At 72.4% G+C, this 16,666-nt stretch carries 15 protein-coding genes; 10 read left to right on the forward strand and 5 right to left on the reverse strand.

Annotated features, from left to right (window positions below):
- Positions 1 to 13 precede the first annotated feature (13 nt).
- Positions 14 to 2,134: a DEAD/DEAH box helicase gene (locus tag MT346_RS16055; protein WP_243564093.1), complete on the forward strand. Its 2,121-nt coding sequence runs from the start codon at positions 14 to 16 to the stop codon at positions 2,132 to 2,134.
- Positions 2,135 to 2,344: 210 nt separating this feature from the next.
- Here MT346_RS16055 and MT346_RS16060 read toward each other — a convergent pair whose 3' ends face one another.
- Together MT346_RS16060 and MT346_RS16065 are read right to left on the reverse strand one after the other, a co-directional pair.
- Positions 2,345 to 2,854 carry a DinB family protein gene (locus MT346_RS16060; RefSeq protein ID WP_243564094.1) on the reverse strand — a complete coding sequence of 170 codons (510 nt, stop codon included), beginning with the start codon at positions 2,852 to 2,854 and terminating at the stop codon, positions 2,345 to 2,347.
- Positions 2,851 to 3,369: a MarR family winged helix-turn-helix transcriptional regulator gene (locus MT346_RS16065; RefSeq protein WP_243564095.1), complete on the reverse strand. Its 519-nt coding sequence runs from the start codon at positions 3,367 to 3,369 to the stop codon at positions 2,851 to 2,853. The genes MT346_RS16060 and MT346_RS16065 overlap by 4 nt, the downstream gene beginning before the upstream one ends.
- Positions 3,370 to 3,626: 257 nt before the next feature.
- Here MT346_RS16065 and MT346_RS16070 point away from each other — a divergent pair, with 257 nt between their 5' ends.
- The 4 genes from MT346_RS16070 to MT346_RS16085 all read left to right on the forward strand — a co-directional run bounded on the left by MT346_RS16070 (position 3,627) and on the right by MT346_RS16085 (position 9,827).
- A complete protein-coding gene (locus MT346_RS16070) occupies positions 3,627 to 4,232 on the forward strand; it encodes a hypothetical protein (RefSeq protein ID WP_243564096.1) in 606 nt (201 codons plus the stop codon).
- 32 nt (positions 4,233 to 4,264) lie between these two features.
- Positions 4,265 to 5,470, forward strand: coding sequence for a hypothetical protein (locus MT346_RS16075; protein WP_243564097.1), 1,206 nt, complete (start codon positions 4,265 to 4,267; stop codon positions 5,468 to 5,470).
- Positions 5,471 to 5,541: 71 nt separating this feature from the next.
- Positions 5,542 to 6,711 (forward strand): exonuclease SbcCD subunit D, encoded by a 1,170-nt coding sequence (locus MT346_RS16080; RefSeq protein WP_243564098.1) that lies wholly within the window; start codon positions 5,542 to 5,544, stop codon positions 6,709 to 6,711.
- Complete coding sequence (locus MT346_RS16085; protein ID WP_243564099.1) at positions 6,711 to 9,827, forward strand: AAA family ATPase; 3,117 nt, start codon at positions 6,711 to 6,713, stop codon at positions 9,825 to 9,827. Before MT346_RS16080 ends, MT346_RS16085 begins: the two co-directional genes overlap by 1 nt.
- 3 nt (positions 9,828 to 9,830) lie before the next feature.
- On the opposite strand, the gene MT346_RS16090 is transcribed toward MT346_RS16085, so the two are convergent.
- Positions 9,831 to 10,013, reverse strand: coding sequence for a hypothetical protein (locus tag MT346_RS16090; RefSeq protein ID WP_243564100.1), 183 nt, complete (start codon positions 10,011 to 10,013; stop codon positions 9,831 to 9,833).
- Positions 10,010 to 10,822: a class E sortase gene (locus MT346_RS16095; protein ID WP_243564101.1), complete on the reverse strand. Its 813-nt coding sequence runs from the start codon at positions 10,820 to 10,822 to the stop codon at positions 10,010 to 10,012. Before MT346_RS16095 ends, MT346_RS16090 begins: the two co-directional genes overlap by 4 nt.
- Positions 10,823 to 10,932: 110 nt before the next feature.
- On the opposite strand from MT346_RS16095, the gene MT346_RS16100 reads away from it, so the two are divergent.
- Complete coding sequence (locus MT346_RS16100) at positions 10,933 to 11,361, forward strand: GNAT family acetyltransferase (RefSeq protein ID WP_243564102.1); 429 nt, start codon at positions 10,933 to 10,935, stop codon at positions 11,359 to 11,361.
- Between the two features lie 10 nt (positions 11,362 to 11,371).
- Here MT346_RS16100 and MT346_RS16105 read toward each other — a convergent pair whose 3' ends face one another.
- Positions 11,372 to 12,301 carry an EamA/RhaT family transporter gene (locus MT346_RS16105; protein ID WP_243564103.1) on the reverse strand — a complete coding sequence of 310 codons (930 nt, stop codon included), beginning with the start codon at positions 12,299 to 12,301 and terminating at the stop codon, positions 11,372 to 11,374.
- A 36-nt stretch (positions 12,302 to 12,337) separates the two neighbouring features.
- Between MT346_RS16105 and MT346_RS18495 the strand changes: the two genes are divergently transcribed.
- The 4 genes from MT346_RS18495 (at position 12,338) to MT346_RS16125 (ending at position 16,665) form a co-directional block, all read left to right on the forward strand.
- Positions 12,338 to 13,519: a CPBP family intramembrane glutamic endopeptidase gene (locus MT346_RS18495; RefSeq protein WP_243564104.1), complete on the forward strand. Its 1,182-nt coding sequence runs from the start codon at positions 12,338 to 12,340 to the stop codon at positions 13,517 to 13,519.
- A 9-nt stretch (positions 13,520 to 13,528) separates the two neighbouring features.
- Positions 13,529 to 15,373: a DNA helicase RecQ gene (gene recQ, locus MT346_RS16115; RefSeq protein WP_243564105.1), complete on the forward strand. Its 1,845-nt coding sequence runs from the start codon at positions 13,529 to 13,531 to the stop codon at positions 15,371 to 15,373.
- Between the two features lie 108 nt (positions 15,374 to 15,481).
- Positions 15,482 to 16,210 (forward strand): 1-acyl-sn-glycerol-3-phosphate acyltransferase, encoded by a 729-nt coding sequence (locus MT346_RS16120; protein WP_243564160.1) that lies wholly within the window; start codon positions 15,482 to 15,484, stop codon positions 16,208 to 16,210.
- A gap of 95 nt (positions 16,211 to 16,305) precedes the next feature.
- Entirely contained in the window at positions 16,306 to 16,665 is a 360-nt protein-coding gene (locus MT346_RS16125; protein ID WP_243564106.1) for a hypothetical protein, read from the forward strand.
- Position 16,666: the final 1 nt, after the last annotated feature.

The raw sequence follows: 16,666 nt of genomic DNA on the forward strand, positions 1-16,666 counted from the left end.
CCGGAAAGAACTCATGGCCCCGTACGACAAGGGCGCGAACTCGCGCGCCGACCGAGCCCGTCACCCGAACGGCACCCCTGCCGCTCGCTCCAGCAAGCACCGCGGCTTCCGCGCCGCCGAGCCGACCGCACCGCGCCAGAAGCAGCGGTGGGACGCCGACGAGCGTCGCAACCGTTCCTCGCAGGGCGAGCGCCCGAGCCGTCCGAACTGGGAGCCGCGCGACGCCGGCCGCTCCACCTGGGAGCCCCGCGGCGCCGGCCGTCCGGCCCGTGGCGACGACCGCGCCCCGCGTTCGTTCAACCGCGACGACCGCGCCCCGCGTTCGTTCAACCGCGACGATCGTGCGCCCCGTCGCGACGACCGTGACGACCGTGCCCCGCGTCGCTTCGAGCGTGACGACCGTGCGCCCCGTTCGTTCAACCGTGACGACCGTGCGCCGCGTCGTGATGACCGTGACGACCGCGCCCCCCGTCGGTTCGACCGCGATGACCGCGCCCCCCGTTCGTTCAACCGTGACGACCGTGCCCCGCGCACGTTCAACCGCGATGACCGCGCCCCCCGTCGTGACGCCGACGAGCGTCCGGCCCGTCGGTTCGACCGTGACGACCGCGCCCCCCGCCGCGACGACCGTGCCCCGCGCACGTTCAACCGCGATGACCGCGCCCCCCGCCGTGACGACCGCGACGAGCGTGCCCCGCGTCGCTTCGACCGCGATGACCGTGCCCCGCGCACGTTCGACCGTGACGACCGTGCCCCGCGTCGTGACGCCGACGAGCGTCCGGCCCGCCGCTTCGACCGCGACGACCGCGCGCCCCGCCGCGACACCCGCGACGACCGTGCCCCCCGCCGCGACACCCGCGACACCCGCGACGACCGCGGCCACTTCGTCCCCGCCGACGACGTCAAGCTCGCGAAGCTGCAGGCCGAGTCCACCGTCGCATCCGACGTCGAGGGCGTGACCTTCGCCGACCTCGGCATCGGTGGCAACATCTCGCGGGCCCTGGCCGAGCTCGGTGCGAACAGCCCGTTCCCGATCCAGGCGGCGACGATCCCCGACGTGATCGCCGGCAAGGACGTGCTCGGCCGTGGCCGCACGGGCTCCGGCAAGACCATCGCGTTCGGCGCCCCGCTCGTCGAGAAGCTCATGGAGCACGGCGGCGGCACGAAGCGCAAGATGGGCCGCGCCCCGCGTGCGCTCATCCTCGCGCCGACGCGTGAGCTCGCACTGCAGATCGACCGCACGGTGCAGCCGATCGCCCGCTCGGTCGGCCTGTTCACGACGCAGATCTACGGCGGCGTCCCCTACGGCCGGCAAGAGGGCGCACTCCAGCGCGGCGTCGACATCATCGTCGGCACGCCGGGCCGTGTGCAGGACCTGATGAAGAAGGGCACGCTCGACCTGAGCGAGGTCGTCATCTCGGTGCTCGACGAGGCCGACCACATGTGCGACCTCGGGTTCCTCGAGCCCGTGCAGGAGATCCTCGAGGCCACGGCGCAGGTCACCCCGCAGGGCAACCGTGCACAGAAGCTGCTGTTCAGCGCGACGCTCGACACCCAGGTCGCGGCGCTCGTCGAGCAGTTCCTGCACGAGCCGAGCGTGCACGAGGTCGCCGGCGAGGACCAGGCGTCTTCGACGATCGACCACCGCGTGCTCGTGGTCGAGCAGCGCCAGAAGGACCAGCTGCTCGAAGAGCTGGTCGCCGGCCAGGGCAAGACCATCGTCTTCGCCCGCACCCGCGCCTACGCCGAGCGTCTGGCCGACCAGTTCGAGGACGCCGGCATCCGTGCGACCTCGCTCCACGGGGACCTGAACCAGGCGCGCCGGACCCGCAACCTGCAGCTGCTCACCAGCGGCCGGGTGAACGTGCTCGTCGCCACCGACGTCGCCGCCCGCGGCATCCACGTGGACGACGTGTCGCTCGTGGTGCAGGCAGATGCGCCGGACGACTACAAGGCGTACATGCACCGCTCCGGCCGCACGGGTCGTGCCGGCAAGGAGGGCACCGTCGTCACGATCGTCCCCCGTGGCCGCATCCGCAAGATCGAGGGCATCCTCGAGCGCGCCGAGATCCAGGCGGACATGGAGCCGGCCGCGCCCGGCGACGGCATCGTGGCGGAGCTCGCCGCGCGCTGACGCGCGCCGGCCGCGCCGGCCGCGCTGGCCGCGCCGGCCGCGCAGGCCGCGCCGAGTCTCGGCCAGGCGGACAGATCCCGCCGTCCGGAATCCGCACCGTGTCCGCGGGGCCGAGTCTCGGCCGGCGGTCCGCCACCACGACGCAGACGGGAGGCCCGGTGCCAGCTGGCACCGGGCCTCCCGTCCGTCGTCTGGTCCGGCCCCGGGCCGTCAGTTCTGGAAGAACAGCAGGCCGCGCACGTAACCGGCCTGGCCGGCGTGCTGTGTGCAGTCGTTGAGGATGCTGACGATGCGGCTGCCGGCGGTGACGGGCGGGTCCCACGCGTCGTCGACCACGGGGTCCAGGTCGTCCGGGCCGAGCGTGCCGAGGTACGCCACGGTGCGCTCGTGCACCGCGTCGAGGTACCCGGTCAGCAGCGCGGCGGACGCCCGGACGCGGCCGACCTCGTCGCGGGACATGCCGTAGCCGAGCGCCTCGGGGGCGAAGGGCAGGCCGAACCGGTCGTACCAGCCGTCCGCGGTCCAGACCTGCTCGCTGCCGGCCAGGTCGGCGACCTGCGCGTCCTGGCCCCGGGCGATGTGCCACGCGAGCCAGGCCAGCGTGTTCGCGCCGGCGGCCGGACGGGCCGCGAGCTGGTCTTCGGAGAGCCCGTCGACGGCGCCGGCGACGGTCGGAGGGATGCGGGAGAACGCCTCGATGAGGACTTCGCTGGGGGTCATTCCCCCGAACGTACGCTCGCACGTGCCGAGCGTCGGCCGAGTGCCTGGCCCAGTCGGGTGAAGGCGTCGGTCAGGGCCTGGCGCTCGTCGGGGGCGACGACCTCGCGGAACGACGCGGAGTAGACGGCGGCGATCTGCTGGGCGACGGTCTCGCCGGACGGGGTCAGGTGCAGCAGGATGCTGCGCCGGTCGTTCGGGTTGGGGCGGCGTTCGATGTGTCCACGCTGCTCGAGTCGGTCGATCAGCGACGTCATCGCGCCGGTGGACAGCTCGAGGTACTCGCCGGACTGCTTCGGGGTGACCCCCGCACCGTCGGCCGCGGCCAGGAAGAACACGAAGCGGCTGTCGGTGGCGTTGAGGCCCCGCGCCTGGCTCTCGTGGTGGAGCACCCGCGCGTGCTGGGTCTGCAGCAGCCGGAACGCGGTCATCAGTCGTCCCAGGTCGGTGTCCGCAACGCCGTCGATCGTGGCGGGCGCGGGGGATTCGGGGACTGCGGTGATGCGGAGGTCCGTCATCGGGCTCTTCTCGGGTGGGTGTTCCGTGCGGCACGGGCATGCCGCTGTGCCACTCAGTCAACAAGTATCTCAAGGATTGAGATACCCCCCAGCACTGGGGGTGTTGCTCGCCCTTGTGAGCATCACGGAACGCAAGTAACTTGATCGCCGTACCAAACCAGTACACGGCACCACGCACCACATCGGCCTGCAGCGCGACCAACCACCGCGGATCCGGGCCACCCACCGATCAGATCTCTTCCTCCGGGAGTACCGCCATGTCTCGTGTCACCCCTCGCGCCGCTCGTCTCGCCGCCTGGATCGCCATCCCCGCCGCCCTCGTCGCCTCGGGTGCCGTCGTCTCCACCGCGTCCTACTCGGCCTTCTCGGCCACCACCGTCAACCCGACCAGCAACTGGACCGCCGGTTCCGTCGCCCTGAGCGACGACGACAACAACACCGCGCTCTTCACCGCCACCGGCCTGAAGCCCGGCTCCACCGGCGCGAACTGCATCACGGTGACCTCCACCGGGTCGCTGGCGTCCACCGTCAAGCTCTACGCCACCAACGCGCAGACGTCGAGCGCGCTCGCGTCGAACACCGCGATCGTGATCGAGCAGGGCACCGGTGGCGGGTTCGGCTCGTGCTCGGGCTTCACGCCGGCCACCACCAACGGCACCCTGACCCCGGCGAACTCCACCCTCGCGAGCTTCGCCACCGCGAGCACGAGCTTCGCCAACGGCCTCGGCAGCTGGGCACCGACGGGCACCGCCTCGGAGTCCCGCGTCTACCGCATCACCTACACCGTGTCGCCGACCGCACCCAACTCGGTGCAGGGCACCACCGCGTCCCTCGGCCTGACGTGGGAGGCCCAGAACAGCTGATCGGGTCGTCCCGTCCCCACGTGGAGGCAGTCATGGTCAGCATCGCAGTGCACGGTGGTCGCCCACCGCACGGTGCCGCCCGGGATGCCGTCGCGTGGGGACGCGTCGTCGTCGCGACCCTCGCCCGCACAGTGGTCGTGACACTCCTCGGCATGGCGCTGTGGGCTGCCGCCCCCGCCGTCCTCGGATGGCACCCCACCACCGTGATGACCGGGTCGATGGAGCCGCGGTTGCGTCCCGGCGACGTGGTCGTCTCACGTCCGGTCGCTCCGGCAGCGCTCCGGCTCGGCCAGGTCCTGCTCGCCGACGACCCCGACCAGCCAGGACACCTGCGGCTGCACCGGGCCGTGGCGGACGGGCCGGACCGGACGATCACCACCAAGGGTGATGCGAACCCGGGCGACGACTCCACACCGCTCGAACGCTCCGCCGTGCACGGGGTCGGCTCGTTGCGCATCCCGTTCGTCGCGACGCCGATCGTCTGGATGCGCGGTGGCGAGTGGGCGAAGGTCGCGCTGCTCGTCCTGGCGTTCGCCGCGGTGCTGTGGCTGTGCACGGTGGACGGCTCGTTGCGGCGGGCACCGTCGGACCCGTCGGACCCGTCGGACCCGTCGGATCCTTCCGACGACGACGGTCCGGGTCCGGGTCCGGGTCCGGGTGTCGGCCTGGAGGCCCTGCTCGCCCCGCTCGCGTCGCCACCGTCCGCGAGACGGTCCGGCCGGCACGTCCTGGTGCGTCGCGACGCCGGCTCGCGTCGGGCAGCGCGCCGTCGGACACGGCACCGGCACCGACTGCGTCGGGGCGGTGCCGCGGCCACTGTGCTCATCGTCGCCGGCGGCGTCGGCCTGCTGGTGCCAGCCGAGGCCATCGCCGGTCCGTTCACCAACACCACCGCGGCGGTGACCGGGACGATGCGCGCCGCGGTCCCTGCGCCGCCCACCGGTCTCAAGTGCGCCGCGAACGGCAGCAACGCCGTGACCATCTCCTGGGTCGCACCCGCCGACGAGCCGAAGGGGTACGTGGTCCTGGGCAACGGATCGCAGATCACCACCGCGGGCCCGAAGGCCACCAGCGCCGGTCTCGTCGCGCAGGGCCTGCTCAACCTGGGGACCACCTACAAGGTCCAGGTGCAGGCCGACTTCGGCAGCACCGGGTGGAACGCGAACACCACGTCGACGGACTTCGTCAACGTGCGCGTGGTGAACGTGCTCGGGCTCACCTCGGTCGTCTGCGCCTGACGCGGCCCGGGTTCTCCACAGGTCCGGGAGCGGCGTCCGGGGATGTCCGCCGTCGCGGCTACCGTGGCCGCATGCGCATCCTGCACACCGGTGACTGGCACCTGGGCCGGACCCTGCTCGGGGCCGACCTGCTGCCACACCAGGCAGCCTTCCTCGACCACCTGGTCGGGGTCGTCGTGCAGCGCTCGGTCGACCTGGTCGTCATCGCCGGCGACGTCTACGACCGGGCGATCCCACCCGTCGACGCCGTCCGCATGCTCTCCACGGCGCTCGAGCGGCTCGCCGCGGTGGCGACCGTGGTGGTCACGCCCGGCAACCACGACTCGGCGGCCCGACTGGGGTTCGGGTCCGGCGTGATGAACGACCGCGTCCGCATCCTGGCGGAACCTGCACACGTGGCCGACCCGGTCCTGGTCGACGACCCCGACGGTGCCGTGGCGGTCTACGGCATCCCCTACCTGCAGCCCGACCTGGTGCGGTACGCCCTGGCCGACGTGCCCGACGAACCCCTCGCCCGCTCGCACCAGGCCGTCGTCGGTGCCGCGGTCGCACGCATCCGGGCCGACCTCGACACCCGACCCGGTACGCGCTCGGTCGTCGTCGCACACGCGTTCGTCGGTGGCGCCGAACCGAGCGACAGCGAACAGGACATCCGCGTCGGCGGCGTCGACCGCGTCGCCGAGTCGGTGTTCGCGGACTTCGACTACGTCGCACTCGGGCACCTGCACGGTCCGCAGCGCGTCGGCGGCTCCGAGCGCCTCCGGTACGCCGGGTCGCCGCTGGCGTTCTCGTTCGGTGAGCGGCACCAGGTCAAGTCGGTGACCCTCGTCGACCTGGCCGCCGACGGCAGCGTCACCGTCGAGCTGCTGCCGGTGCCCGTGCCCCGGCCGCTGGTCGACGTCCGCGACACCATCGACGCGATCGAGTCCGGCGCGCACGCGCAGCACGCCGACGCCTGGGTGCGGGTCGCGGTGACCGATGCCGTGCACCCCGAGCGCATGTACGCCCGGGTCAAGGACCGCTTCCCGCACGCGCTCGCCATCACCCACGAACCGGCCGACGCACTGGAACGCACATCGGGTCGTGCCGTCACCGCGACGTCCGACCCGGTCGAGGTCACGGCCGACTTCGTCACCTACGCCACGGGTGCCGCTCCCACGGACGACGAGCTCGTCGTGCTGCGTGACGCGTACGAAGCCGCGGCGGCGTCGCTGTCCGAGCAGGACCGGGCGGCACGCTGATGTACCTGCACCGCCTCGACCTGCGCGCCATCGGCCCCTACCCCGACCGCGTCACGATCGACTTCGCAGCGCTCGCCGCCTCGGGGGTCTTCCTGCTCGAAGGGCCCACCGGATCCGGCAAGTCGACCATCATCGACGCCGTCGTCTTCGCGCTGTACGGCGGGCTCGCGGGCAGCGACGCCAGCAGCGACCGTCTGCACAGCCAGCACGCCGACCCCGCGGTCGAGCCGTACGTCGAGCTCGTCTTCGAGACGGGTGCCGGCGTGTTCCGCGTCCGTCGCACGCCGCAGTACGAGCGCCCCAAGCAGCGCGGCACCGGTACCGTCCGGCAGAACGCCTCGGCCACCCTCAGCCGTCTCACCAGCCCGACCGATCCCGTCGGCGACGCCGTGTCCGCCCGTGCGCAGGAGATCGGTGCCGAGGTCGCACGCATCGTCGGACTCGACCGCGCGCAGTTCCTGCAGACCGTCGTGCTGCCGCAGGGTGAGTTCGCCCGGTTCCTCCGCGCGCCCGGCGAAGACCGCCGCAAGCTGCTGCAGTCGCTGTTCGGCACCGAGATCTACGACCGCACGGCCGACGAACTCGCCACCCGACGTCGCGCCGCCGCGGCCGAGGTCGACGCAGCGGACGCCCGCGTGCGGGACGCCCTCGCGCGCTTCGCCGAGGCATCGGGCACCCCCGATGCCGACGAGTCGTCGGCGCCGACCCTCGCGGCCCAGCTGCGTGCGCAGGCCGATGCCGCCGACGCTGCCCGGGTCACGGCCGCTGCCGCTGCCCGCGCGGCCACCGACCACGAACAGGCCGTCGTCGCGCGGGTCGCCGCGCTCGACCGCCGTCGTGGGTTCCTGCGTCGTTCGGCAGCGCTCGACCAGGCGTCCGCCGCGGTCGACGCCGCGCGGGTCCGGCTCGCGTCGGGGGAGCGCGCGGCCCGGGTGGCGGCCGTCGCCGACGGGCTCGATGCAGCGCTCTCCCGGGCCGCGCGAGCCCACCACGACCGAGACGCACTGCGGGCACGCCACGGCGTCACCGACCTGGACGCGGCAGCCGAGCGTGACCGTCTGGCCCGGGTGGCGTCCGACGTGCGCCACCTCGTCCCCGTGGCCGAATCCCTGCCCGGGCGGGTCCGTGCACTCGAGGCAGCCCGGACCGACGCCGAGTCGCTCGAGGCGCAGCTCAGCGACCTCGACCAGGCGCTGCAGGACCGTCCGGACGAACGGGCGCGCATCGTCGCGGCCTCGCACGACGCGGCGATCGTGGCCGCCGACGCGCAGGCAGCCCAGCACGACGCCGATGCCGTCCAGGTGCTCCGCGCCGCACACACGGCGCTCGATGCGGTGCGCTCGCGGGTCACTTCGGCCCAGGCAGCCGTCGCGGCCGCCCGCACCTCGGCGACCGCCGCCGTGCAGGCCGAGCAGTACCTGCGCGAACGCCGGATCGCCGGGCTTGCGGGCGAGCTGGGCGCGGCACTCGCGCCGGGCGACGCCTGCCCGGTCTGCGGTTCGGTCGACCACCCCGCCGTCGCGACCCCGCAGGACGACCACCCGACGCCGTCGCAGATCCAGGCGGCCGTCGACACCGCACGCCGGGCCGAGCAGTCCCTCGCCGAGGCCGCCACCGACCTGGCGCTCGAGCGTGCCGAGCGTGACCGGTTGACGGCCGTCGTCGGGGACGCCGACCCCGAGACACTCGATCACCGCGCCGCGGCCGCCGCGGAACGGCTGCGGGTCGCTCACGACGCTGCCACCAGCGTCGCCGAGCACGAGCGCGCCAAGACCGCGCACGACGAGGCGACCCGCGCGCTCGAACGCGACCGCAACGCCGTCGCCACCCGACGACAGGTGCTCCAGGCGACCACCGAGGCGGACCACGCCCGACTGCAGCAGGACACGCGGGCGGTCCAGGCGGCGCAGCGCACGCTTGCAGCAGAACGCACTGTCGTGGTCGCGGCATCGATCGACCCGACTCCGGACGACACGACTCCGGACGACACGACGCCCGACGACCCGACGTCCCACGAGTCCGACGACACGACGCTGTCCGACGACCCGACGCCCGATGACCCGACGTCCCACGAGCCCGAGGACACGACGCTGTCCGACGCCGTCGCGGCCCTCGACGACCGGGTCGCCGCGTTCCGGGCCGTCGCCGACGCGGACGAGCACTGTCGCACGGCCGACGCGGCCGTCACCGAGCGCCAGGCCGAGGTTGCGCAGGTCGTCGCCGACCACGAGTTCGCCGACGTCACCGCCGCACGGGCCGCCGTGCTCGACCCCGCGGACGCGGCTCGTCTGCGCGCCGAGGTCGACCACGCCGACCGCGAGCGCGCCGTCGTCGACGCCGGGCTCGCCGAACCCGCGGTCGTCGCCGCCGCGCAGGACGACACCGACGACGTCCCGCTCGACCTCGAACGTGCCCGTGTCGTGACCGCGCAGGCAGCAGCGGCCCTCGACCAGGCCATCCGCACCGCAGCCACGACCGGTGACCGCGCGGTCGCGGCCGAGCGGTGTTCCGCCGACCTCGCCAGGGCGCTCACCCAACGCGCGTCGACGTCGGCGCGCAGTCGCGCCGTCGTCCGGCTCGCCGACATCGCGGCGGGTGCGCCCGGGCACAACACCACCGGCGTCACGCTCGGCACCTACGTGCTGATGCGCCGGTTCGAGGACGTCGTCGCCGCCGCCAACGACCGGCTGCGCACGATGCTGGGCGGGCGGTTCACGCTCGAGACCTCCGACGAACGCGAGACCGGCACCCGCTCACGTCGGACGGGTCTGGCGCTGGCGGTCCGCGACCACACCACCGACACCACCCGCGACCCCCGCAGCCTGTCCGGCGGCGAGACCTTCACGGTGTCGCTGTGCCTGGCACTCGGGCTGGCAGACGTCGTGCAGGCCGAGGCCGGCGGCGTCTCGCTCGGCACGCTCTTCGTCGACGAGGGCTTCGGCACGCTCGACCCGGAGACCCTCGACGGCGTGGTCGACCAGCTCGCCCGGTTGACGGCCGGCGGTCGACAGGTCGGCATCGTCAGTCACGTCGAAGAACTCAAGCAGCGCATCCCCGAGCGCATCGCCGTGCGCCGCAGCCCGGGCGGCGGCTCACACGTCACCACGACCGTCTGACGGTCAGGGCGTCGGCGCGGTCGAGGTGTCGACCGTCCCGTCGGGCGGCGGCAGGATGTCCGCCGCGATCCACGGGAACACCCACGTGAACAGCACGAAGACGATCGCCACGAGCAGCACGACGAGCTCGATGACCTTGAGTGCGGTGGGGCCGGGCAGCAGTCGCCAGACCAGGGGGAAGATCACTTGGGCGTCTCCGACAGTTCCTTCGGGGTGCCGTCCGACACCGGCATCCAGTAGTCCATCTTGGCGTGCACGATGTAGCGCTCCTTGGCGGACCACATCGGGTGGCACGCGGTCAGGGTGAGCCAGCGGTCCTGGGCGGTGGGTTCGACGCCGGGCTGGTTCGGCACCGGCGCGATCGTCTCGATGTGGTCCGGCGTGACGATCTGGCTGTCGGTGACCTTGTAGACGTACCAGACGTCGAAGCCCTTGTCCTTGTCGGTCACGCGCACGACGATCGCGTCGTCGGTCTTCAGGTCGGCGATCTGGTTGAGCGGCTTGCCGTAGGTCACCCGGTGGCCGGCGACGGCGAAGTTGCCCTCGGCGCCGGGCATCGCGGTGTCCTGGTAGTGCCCGAGCCCGATGGTGTTGAGCACCTTCTCACGGTCGGTGCCCTCGCCGATGGGCTGGTCGTAGCCCGCGCCGAAGCGGGGGATCTGCATCGTGCCGAAGACCGTGGACAACCCGGGCGGCTCGGCGAGCACGGGCGCCTGGTCGCGGTGCTCGGTGGGCGTGGGGTTCGAGGTGGGCGCCTCGGTCTGGCCCAGGTCCTTGACGAGCGAGGACTGGTGCTGCGAGGCGACGACGTCGGTCCACCACGCGGTCCACAGCACGTACAGCCCGGTCCCCGCGCCCGCGATGATCAGCAGTTCGGCCAGCAGCGAGACGAGCGCGCCACCCACCGTCTGGCGGGGCCGACGGCCGCGACCCCGGTGCGCGGGGGCGGCATCCGGTGCGCTCGGTGGCGGGGGGAGTGTCTCGTGGGTGGTCACGTGGCTCCTGATCCGGTCGGACGAGCGTCGAGGTGGACGATGCTCAGGTCTATCAGACCACGGCGAACCGCTGAAGACGGTGTTCTCCACAACACCGGTACCGTGACGGGATGGTCCACGTGATCCGTCCGTTCGCTCCGGCCGACACCGAAGCGGTCGTCGCCCTGTGGGAGTCGTGCGGTCTGGTCCGCCCGTGGAACGACCCGCGACGCGACATCGCGCGCAAGCTGACGGTCCAGCCCGAGCTGTTCCTGGTCGCGACCCAGGAAAGCGGCACCGTCGTCGCCGCGGGCATGGCCGGCTTCGACGGGCATCGCGGCTGGGTGAACTACCTCGCCGTCCGCCCCGACCTGCAGGGCTCGGGCCTCGGCCGCCGGATGATGGCCGAGTTCGAACGGCTGCTGCTGGACCTGGGCTGCCCGAAGGTCAACCTGCAGGTGCGAACCGGCAACGAGAACGTGATCGGCTTCTACGCGTCGCTGGGCTACACCGACGACCACACGGTCTCGATGGGGAAGCGCCTGATCGCCGACGACTGAGCGCTACCGCTCACGCCAGCGCGAGCGTGACCGAGGCGCCGAGCGCCAGCACGATCCCGGCACCCTGCAGCGCCGTCAGCCGTTCCCGCAGCACCACCCCGGCCAGCACCACCGTGCCGATCGGGTACAGCGCGTTGAGCACGCTGATCACGGGCAGCGTCGCCGGGTCGCCGCTCGAGTGCAGCCCCGCCTGGATGCACACGTTGGCCAGCGCGTCGAAGACGCCGCACCCGACGACGACCCAGATCAACCGCCGTCCGTCCGCGGAGCGCAGCCACCGTCCTGGAGGCACGGCAGACCCCGCCACGGCGGCCGACGTCACCGGGTCTGCCGCGCCTCCAGAACGGACGGCCAGCGCCGACACGGCGGCCGCCGAACCCAGCAGCACCGCCTGCAGCACCCGCGCCACCACCAGCGGGGCGATGCCCGAGTCCGAGGGCGTCTCGTTGAACGCCAGCACGATCCCGCCGAACCCGCACCCGGCGACCGCAGCCAGCACCAGGCCCCGTGCGGTCACGCGTGTTCCACCCGGGTCACGCACCGCTGCGACCAGCACGACCGCCACCACGGCGACGACCAGGGCGCCGACGGCGAGGGGCGACAGCACGGTCCCACGCACCAGCGCGACCACGACCGGCACCACGGCGGCGAAGACGGCGGTGACGGGCGACAGCACGCTCATCGGGCCGATCGCCAGCGCCGCGTACAGCAGCAGCACCGCGACCGATGCGGCCAGCCCCCCGGCGGCACCCCACAGCGTGCCCTGCCACGAGAACCGCCCGCCGAACACGGCCAGCCCGACCAGCAGCGGGACGATCCCGACGGCTGCGGCGATCGCGGCGACGGCGACGGGACGCACGCGGCGCGAGGCGACCCCGCCCAGGAAGTCCGCGAACCCGTAGACGAGCGCCCCGGCCAGCCCGAGCAGCACCGTGATCACGGGTCCCATCCTGCCGTGCCCGGTAGCCTGCGCTGCGTGAGCGTTCCCTACACCCGACTGTTCCGCGTCGACGGCCGCTGGCGGTGGTGGCGTCCGCTCGTCGCGCTGGCGTTCCTGGCCGGGTGGTACGTCGTCACGCAGATCCTGATCACGGTCGCGTACTTCGTGCCGATCGGTGCGACGCAGGGTGCGCAGGGGTTGATGGACCTCGAGCAGAGCCTGACGAGCGGTGCCCTCGACCCGACGGATCCGCTCGTGCTGTCCCTCTCGCTGGTGTCCCTCGTGGTGCTGCTGCCGGGGATCCTGTTCGCGGTGAAGATCGCGCGCCTGGGGCCGGCCAACACGCTGTCGTCGGTGCGGTTCCGCGTGCGCTGGGGCTGGGCGGCGTGGTGCGTGCTGCCGACACTCGTCATCGCCGTGGCGTCGTTCATCCTGCAGACCGGGCTGTTCTCGTCCGACGGCATGTTCACGTTCGACGGCGGCTTCGGCTGGAACCACGCCGCGATCGGCCAGTCCACCGTGACGCTCGGCACGCTCACGCTGACGATCGCCATGGTCGTGGTGCTCGTGCCGTTCCAGGGCGCCGCCGAGGAGTACGTGTTCCGTGGCTTCCTGATGCAGTGGATCGGATCGTGGATCCCGGCCCGGATCGTCGGATCGGTGGTGGCCGTCGTGGTGTCGACCGTCGTGTTCGCGCTGCTGCACATCCCGAACGGCTACAACGTGTGGGGCATCCTGGACGTCGGCTCGTTCGGCCTGGTCGCCGCGATCATCGTGATCCGCACCGGCGGTCTCGAGGCCACGGTGCTGCAGCACGCGTTCAACAACATCATGATCTTCGTGCTGCAGGCGCCGGGCTGGTCGAAGGTGTCGCTCGACTCGTCGAACAGCACCTGGGGCAGCTGGCTGTTCTCGCTCGGTTCGTCGCTGGCGTACTGGGGGATGGTCGAGGCCCTGGCGCACTGGCGGAAGCTCGACCGACGGTTCCCGGGTTCCGAGGCGCCGCGCTTCCGCGGCCCGGTGCCGGTCTGGGCGGGTGGCAAGCGCTGGACCCGTCCCGGAGGCGCGACCTGGTCGGGTGCACCGGCTCGCTCCGAGGGCGTGGCCGGGTCCACCGCCACGGTCGGGTCCGATGGCACGGTCGGGTCCGATGCCGCTGTCGGGTCCGCAGCATCTGGCCCTGTGGACAACGCGATCGGTGTCCCCGGTCGCCCGTAGGCTGGTGCCATGAGCTCCACGGCTGCCGTCGCGCCCTCTCCGTCGCGGTCGGCGGCGCTCGAGGTGCTGCGGCGGGTGTGGGGCTACGACGACTTCCGCGGTGAACAGGCCGCCATCATCGACCGCGTCGTCGCCGGTGACGATGCCCTGGTGCTCATGCCCACGGGTGGCGGCAAGTCGCTCTGCTACCAGGTGCCCGCGCTGGTGCGAGACGGCATCGGGGTCGTGGTGTCGCCGCTCATCGCCCTGATGCAGGACCAGGTCGACGCCCTGGCGGCCAACGGCGTCAAGGCGGCGTTCCTCAACTCCACGCAGGCTCCGGACGAACGCGCCCGGGTCGAGCGCGCCGTCGTGCAGGGCGAGATCGACATGCTCTACCTGGCGCCCGAGCGGCTGAAGCTCGAGTCCACGCGGTCGCTGCTCGACCGCGCCCGCATCGCGCTCTTCGCCATCGACGAAGCCCACTGTGTGGCGCAGTGGGGGCACGACTTCCGCCCGGACTACCTCGAGCTCAGCATCCTGCACGAGCGCTGGCCGACCGTGCCGCGTATCGCGCTCACCGCCACGGCCACGCCGCAGACCCACCGCGAGATCTCCGCACGGCTCGGCCTCGACGACGCCGAGCACTTCGTCGCCGACTTCGACCGGCCGAACATCCAGTACCGCATCGAACCGAAGACCGGCGCGATGCAGCAGCTGCTGACCTTCATCCGCACCGAGCACCGCGGCGACGCCGGCATCGTCTACTGCCTGTCGCGCAACTCCGTCGAGCGCACGGCCGCGGCGCTGGTCGACCAGGGCATCGCGGCGTTGCCGTACCACGCGGGCCTCGACGTGCGGGTGCGCGAACGCAACCAGTCCCGGTTCCTGCGCGAGGACGGCATCGTCATGGTGGCGACCATCGCGTTCGGCATGGGCATCGACAAGCCCGACGTCCGTTTCGTCGCCCACCTCGACCTGCCCAAGTCGGTCGAGGGCTACTACCAAGAGACCGGTCGTGCCGGGCGCGACGGGCTGCCGTCGACCGCGTGGCTGGCGTACGGTCTGAACGACGTCGTGCAGCAGCGCCGCATGATCGACCAGTCCGAGGGTGACGCAGCGCACCGCCGGCAGCTCAGCGCCCACCTCGACGCCATGCTCGCCCTGTGCGAGACGATCGAGTGCCGCCGGGTGCGGTTGCTCGCGTACTTCGGGCAGGAGTCCACCGCGTGCGGCAACTGCGACACGTGCATCGCCCCACCGGAGTCGTGGGACGGCACCGTCCCGGCGCAGAAGCTCCTGTCCACCATCGTGCGGCTCGACCGTGAGCGCGGCCAACGGTACGGCGTCGCACACCTGGTCGACATCCTGGTGGGCAAGTCCTCGCCCCGGGTGCAGGAACTCCACCACGACACGCTTGCGACGTTCGGCATCGGCGCCGACCTGTCCGAGGGCGAGTGGCGCACCGTGGCGCGACAGGTCCTGGCCCAGGGGTACGCGGCGGTGTCGGGCGACGGGTACGGCACGGTCGTGCTCAGCCCGACCAGTGCCGACGTGCTGTCCGGTCGTGTGCAGGTCCTGATGCGCCGCGATCCCGTCAAGGCCCCGCGAGCATCCCGTTCGCGCCGTCAGGTCGTCACGGACATGCCACAAGAGGCCGTGGGCCTGTTCGAGGCGTTGCGCGCATGGCGTGCCGCACAGGCGCGCGAGCAGGGGGTGCCGGCGTACGTCGTGTTCAACGACGCGACCCTGCGAGGCATCGCTGCCGTCCGTCCGTCGGACGTCGATCAGCTCGCCGAGATCTCCGGCGTCGGTGCGGCCAAGCTCGAGTCGTACGGCCGTGCGGTGCTCGACGTGGTCGCCGCGTCGGAGTAGCGCGAAGCGCCCCTGTCCGGTTCATGCCGGGTGCGGCATGTGGTCGGTCCGCCGGTCACTACACTCGGAACCTCCCGCCCGAGGAGGTCGCTGGTGCCCGGTTCGTCGATGCTCACCACCGTGCTGGGTCGCGCCGTCGTCGCGCCGCTCGCACGGGTGCTGTGGCGACCGAAGATCATCGGCCGCAAGAACGTCCCGAAGCGCGGTGCCGTCATCCTGGCGAGCAACCACCGCTCGTTCATCGACTCGCCCGCGATCACGATCATGGCTCCGCGGAAGGTCTCGTTCCTGGCGAAGCAGGAGTACTTCACGGGCACGGGCTTCCGCGGCGCCGTGTCGCGCGCGTTCTTCAGCGGCATCGGCGCGATCGGCGTCGAGCGCGGTGCTGGTGCGGCGGCGCAGCAGGCCCTCGACCTGGGGCTCGCACGGTTGCGTGACGGCGAGGCGTTCGCGATCTACCCCGAGGGCACCCGTTCGCTCGACGGTCGGCTCTACCGCGGGCGCACCGGGGTGGCCTGGCTGGCGTTGACCAGCGGCGCGCCCGTGGTGCCCGTCGCGCTGTCCGGCACCGAGGACGTGCAGCCCGTCGGCGCGAAGGTCCCGAAGCTCGCCCGCGTGACGATCCAGTTCGGCGAGCCCCTGGACCTGTCGTCGTACGGCGATGCGGCGTCCGGCCGTGCCCGACGCCATGCGACCGACGCGGTGATGGCCGCGATCCAGGCGATGAGCGGTCAGGAACCCGCGAACGCCTACAACAACCCGCCGGCGACGATCGTCGAGCGCGTGCGGCGGGCGCTGCACCGGGACGACCCGGGCGAGGCTGTCCAGCCGGACTGACAGTCGGCGATCCTGATGCTCGGTATTGCGTATCATAAATATCAGTGGTTCAATGGGGGCACCCCGACCGAACCCCTGATCAGAAGGACCGCAGCATGTCGACCACCCCGCTCTTCGACGCCATCGCCCGACGCGCCGACGTCCGCTCCACCACGACGACCGGTGCGCCGGCGGCGACCGCACCCGAGCGCGCTGCACTCGTGCGCACGGTTCCGGTCTCGCCGATCTCCGCGCCGATGCAGCCGTCGCGTTCGACGTTCGTGCCCGCAGCACTCATCGCCGCAATCGACGACATCCCCGCTGCCGCCCTGGTGTCGGCGCAGCGCGACCACGTGGTGTGCGCCGACCAGCTCGCCCTGGTCGAAGCCGTGGCCGATGCCATCACCCGGGCCGTCGTCGATGCCGTCGTCAACGAGCTCGACCGCATCAGCGCCGACGGCGTCGTCCGCGCCTGAG

Source organism: Curtobacterium sp. VKM Ac-2922, from assembly GCF_022815645.1.
Lineage (GTDB): Bacteria > Actinomycetota > Actinomycetes > Actinomycetales > Microbacteriaceae > Curtobacterium.

Bases quoted from the DNA above. Each gene is read 5' to 3' on its own strand.
- MT346_RS16125 (WP_243564106.1), top strand. From the start codon at position 16,306: ATGTCGACCACCCCGCTCTTCGACGCCATCGCCCGACGCGCCGACGTC.
- MT346_RS16065 (WP_243564095.1), bottom strand. From the start codon at position 3,369: ATGACGGACCTCCGCATCACCGCAGTCCCCGAATCCCCCGCGCCCGCC.
- MT346_RS16100 (WP_243564102.1), top strand. From the start codon at position 10,933: ATGGTCCACGTGATCCGTCCGTTCGCTCCGGCCGACACCGAAGCGGTC.
- recQ (WP_243564105.1), top strand. From the start codon at position 13,529: ATGAGCTCCACGGCTGCCGTCGCGCCCTCTCCGTCGCGGTCGGCGGCG.
- MT346_RS16120 (WP_243564160.1), top strand. From the start codon at position 15,482: ATGCTCACCACCGTGCTGGGTCGCGCCGTCGTCGCGCCGCTCGCACGG.
- MT346_RS16080 (WP_243564098.1), top strand. From the start codon at position 5,542: ATGCGCATCCTGCACACCGGTGACTGGCACCTGGGCCGGACCCTGCTC.
- MT346_RS16060 (WP_243564094.1), bottom strand. From the start codon at position 2,854: ATGACCCCCAGCGAAGTCCTCATCGAGGCGTTCTCCCGCATCCCTCCG.
- MT346_RS16055 (WP_243564093.1), top strand. From the start codon at position 14: ATGGCCCCGTACGACAAGGGCGCGAACTCGCGCGCCGACCGAGCCCGT.
- MT346_RS16075 (WP_243564097.1), top strand. From the start codon at position 4,265: ATGGTCAGCATCGCAGTGCACGGTGGTCGCCCACCGCACGGTGCCGCC.
- MT346_RS16085 (WP_243564099.1), top strand. From the start codon at position 6,711: ATGTACCTGCACCGCCTCGACCTGCGCGCCATCGGCCCCTACCCCGAC.
- MT346_RS16070 (WP_243564096.1), top strand. From the start codon at position 3,627: ATGTCTCGTGTCACCCCTCGCGCCGCTCGTCTCGCCGCCTGGATCGCC.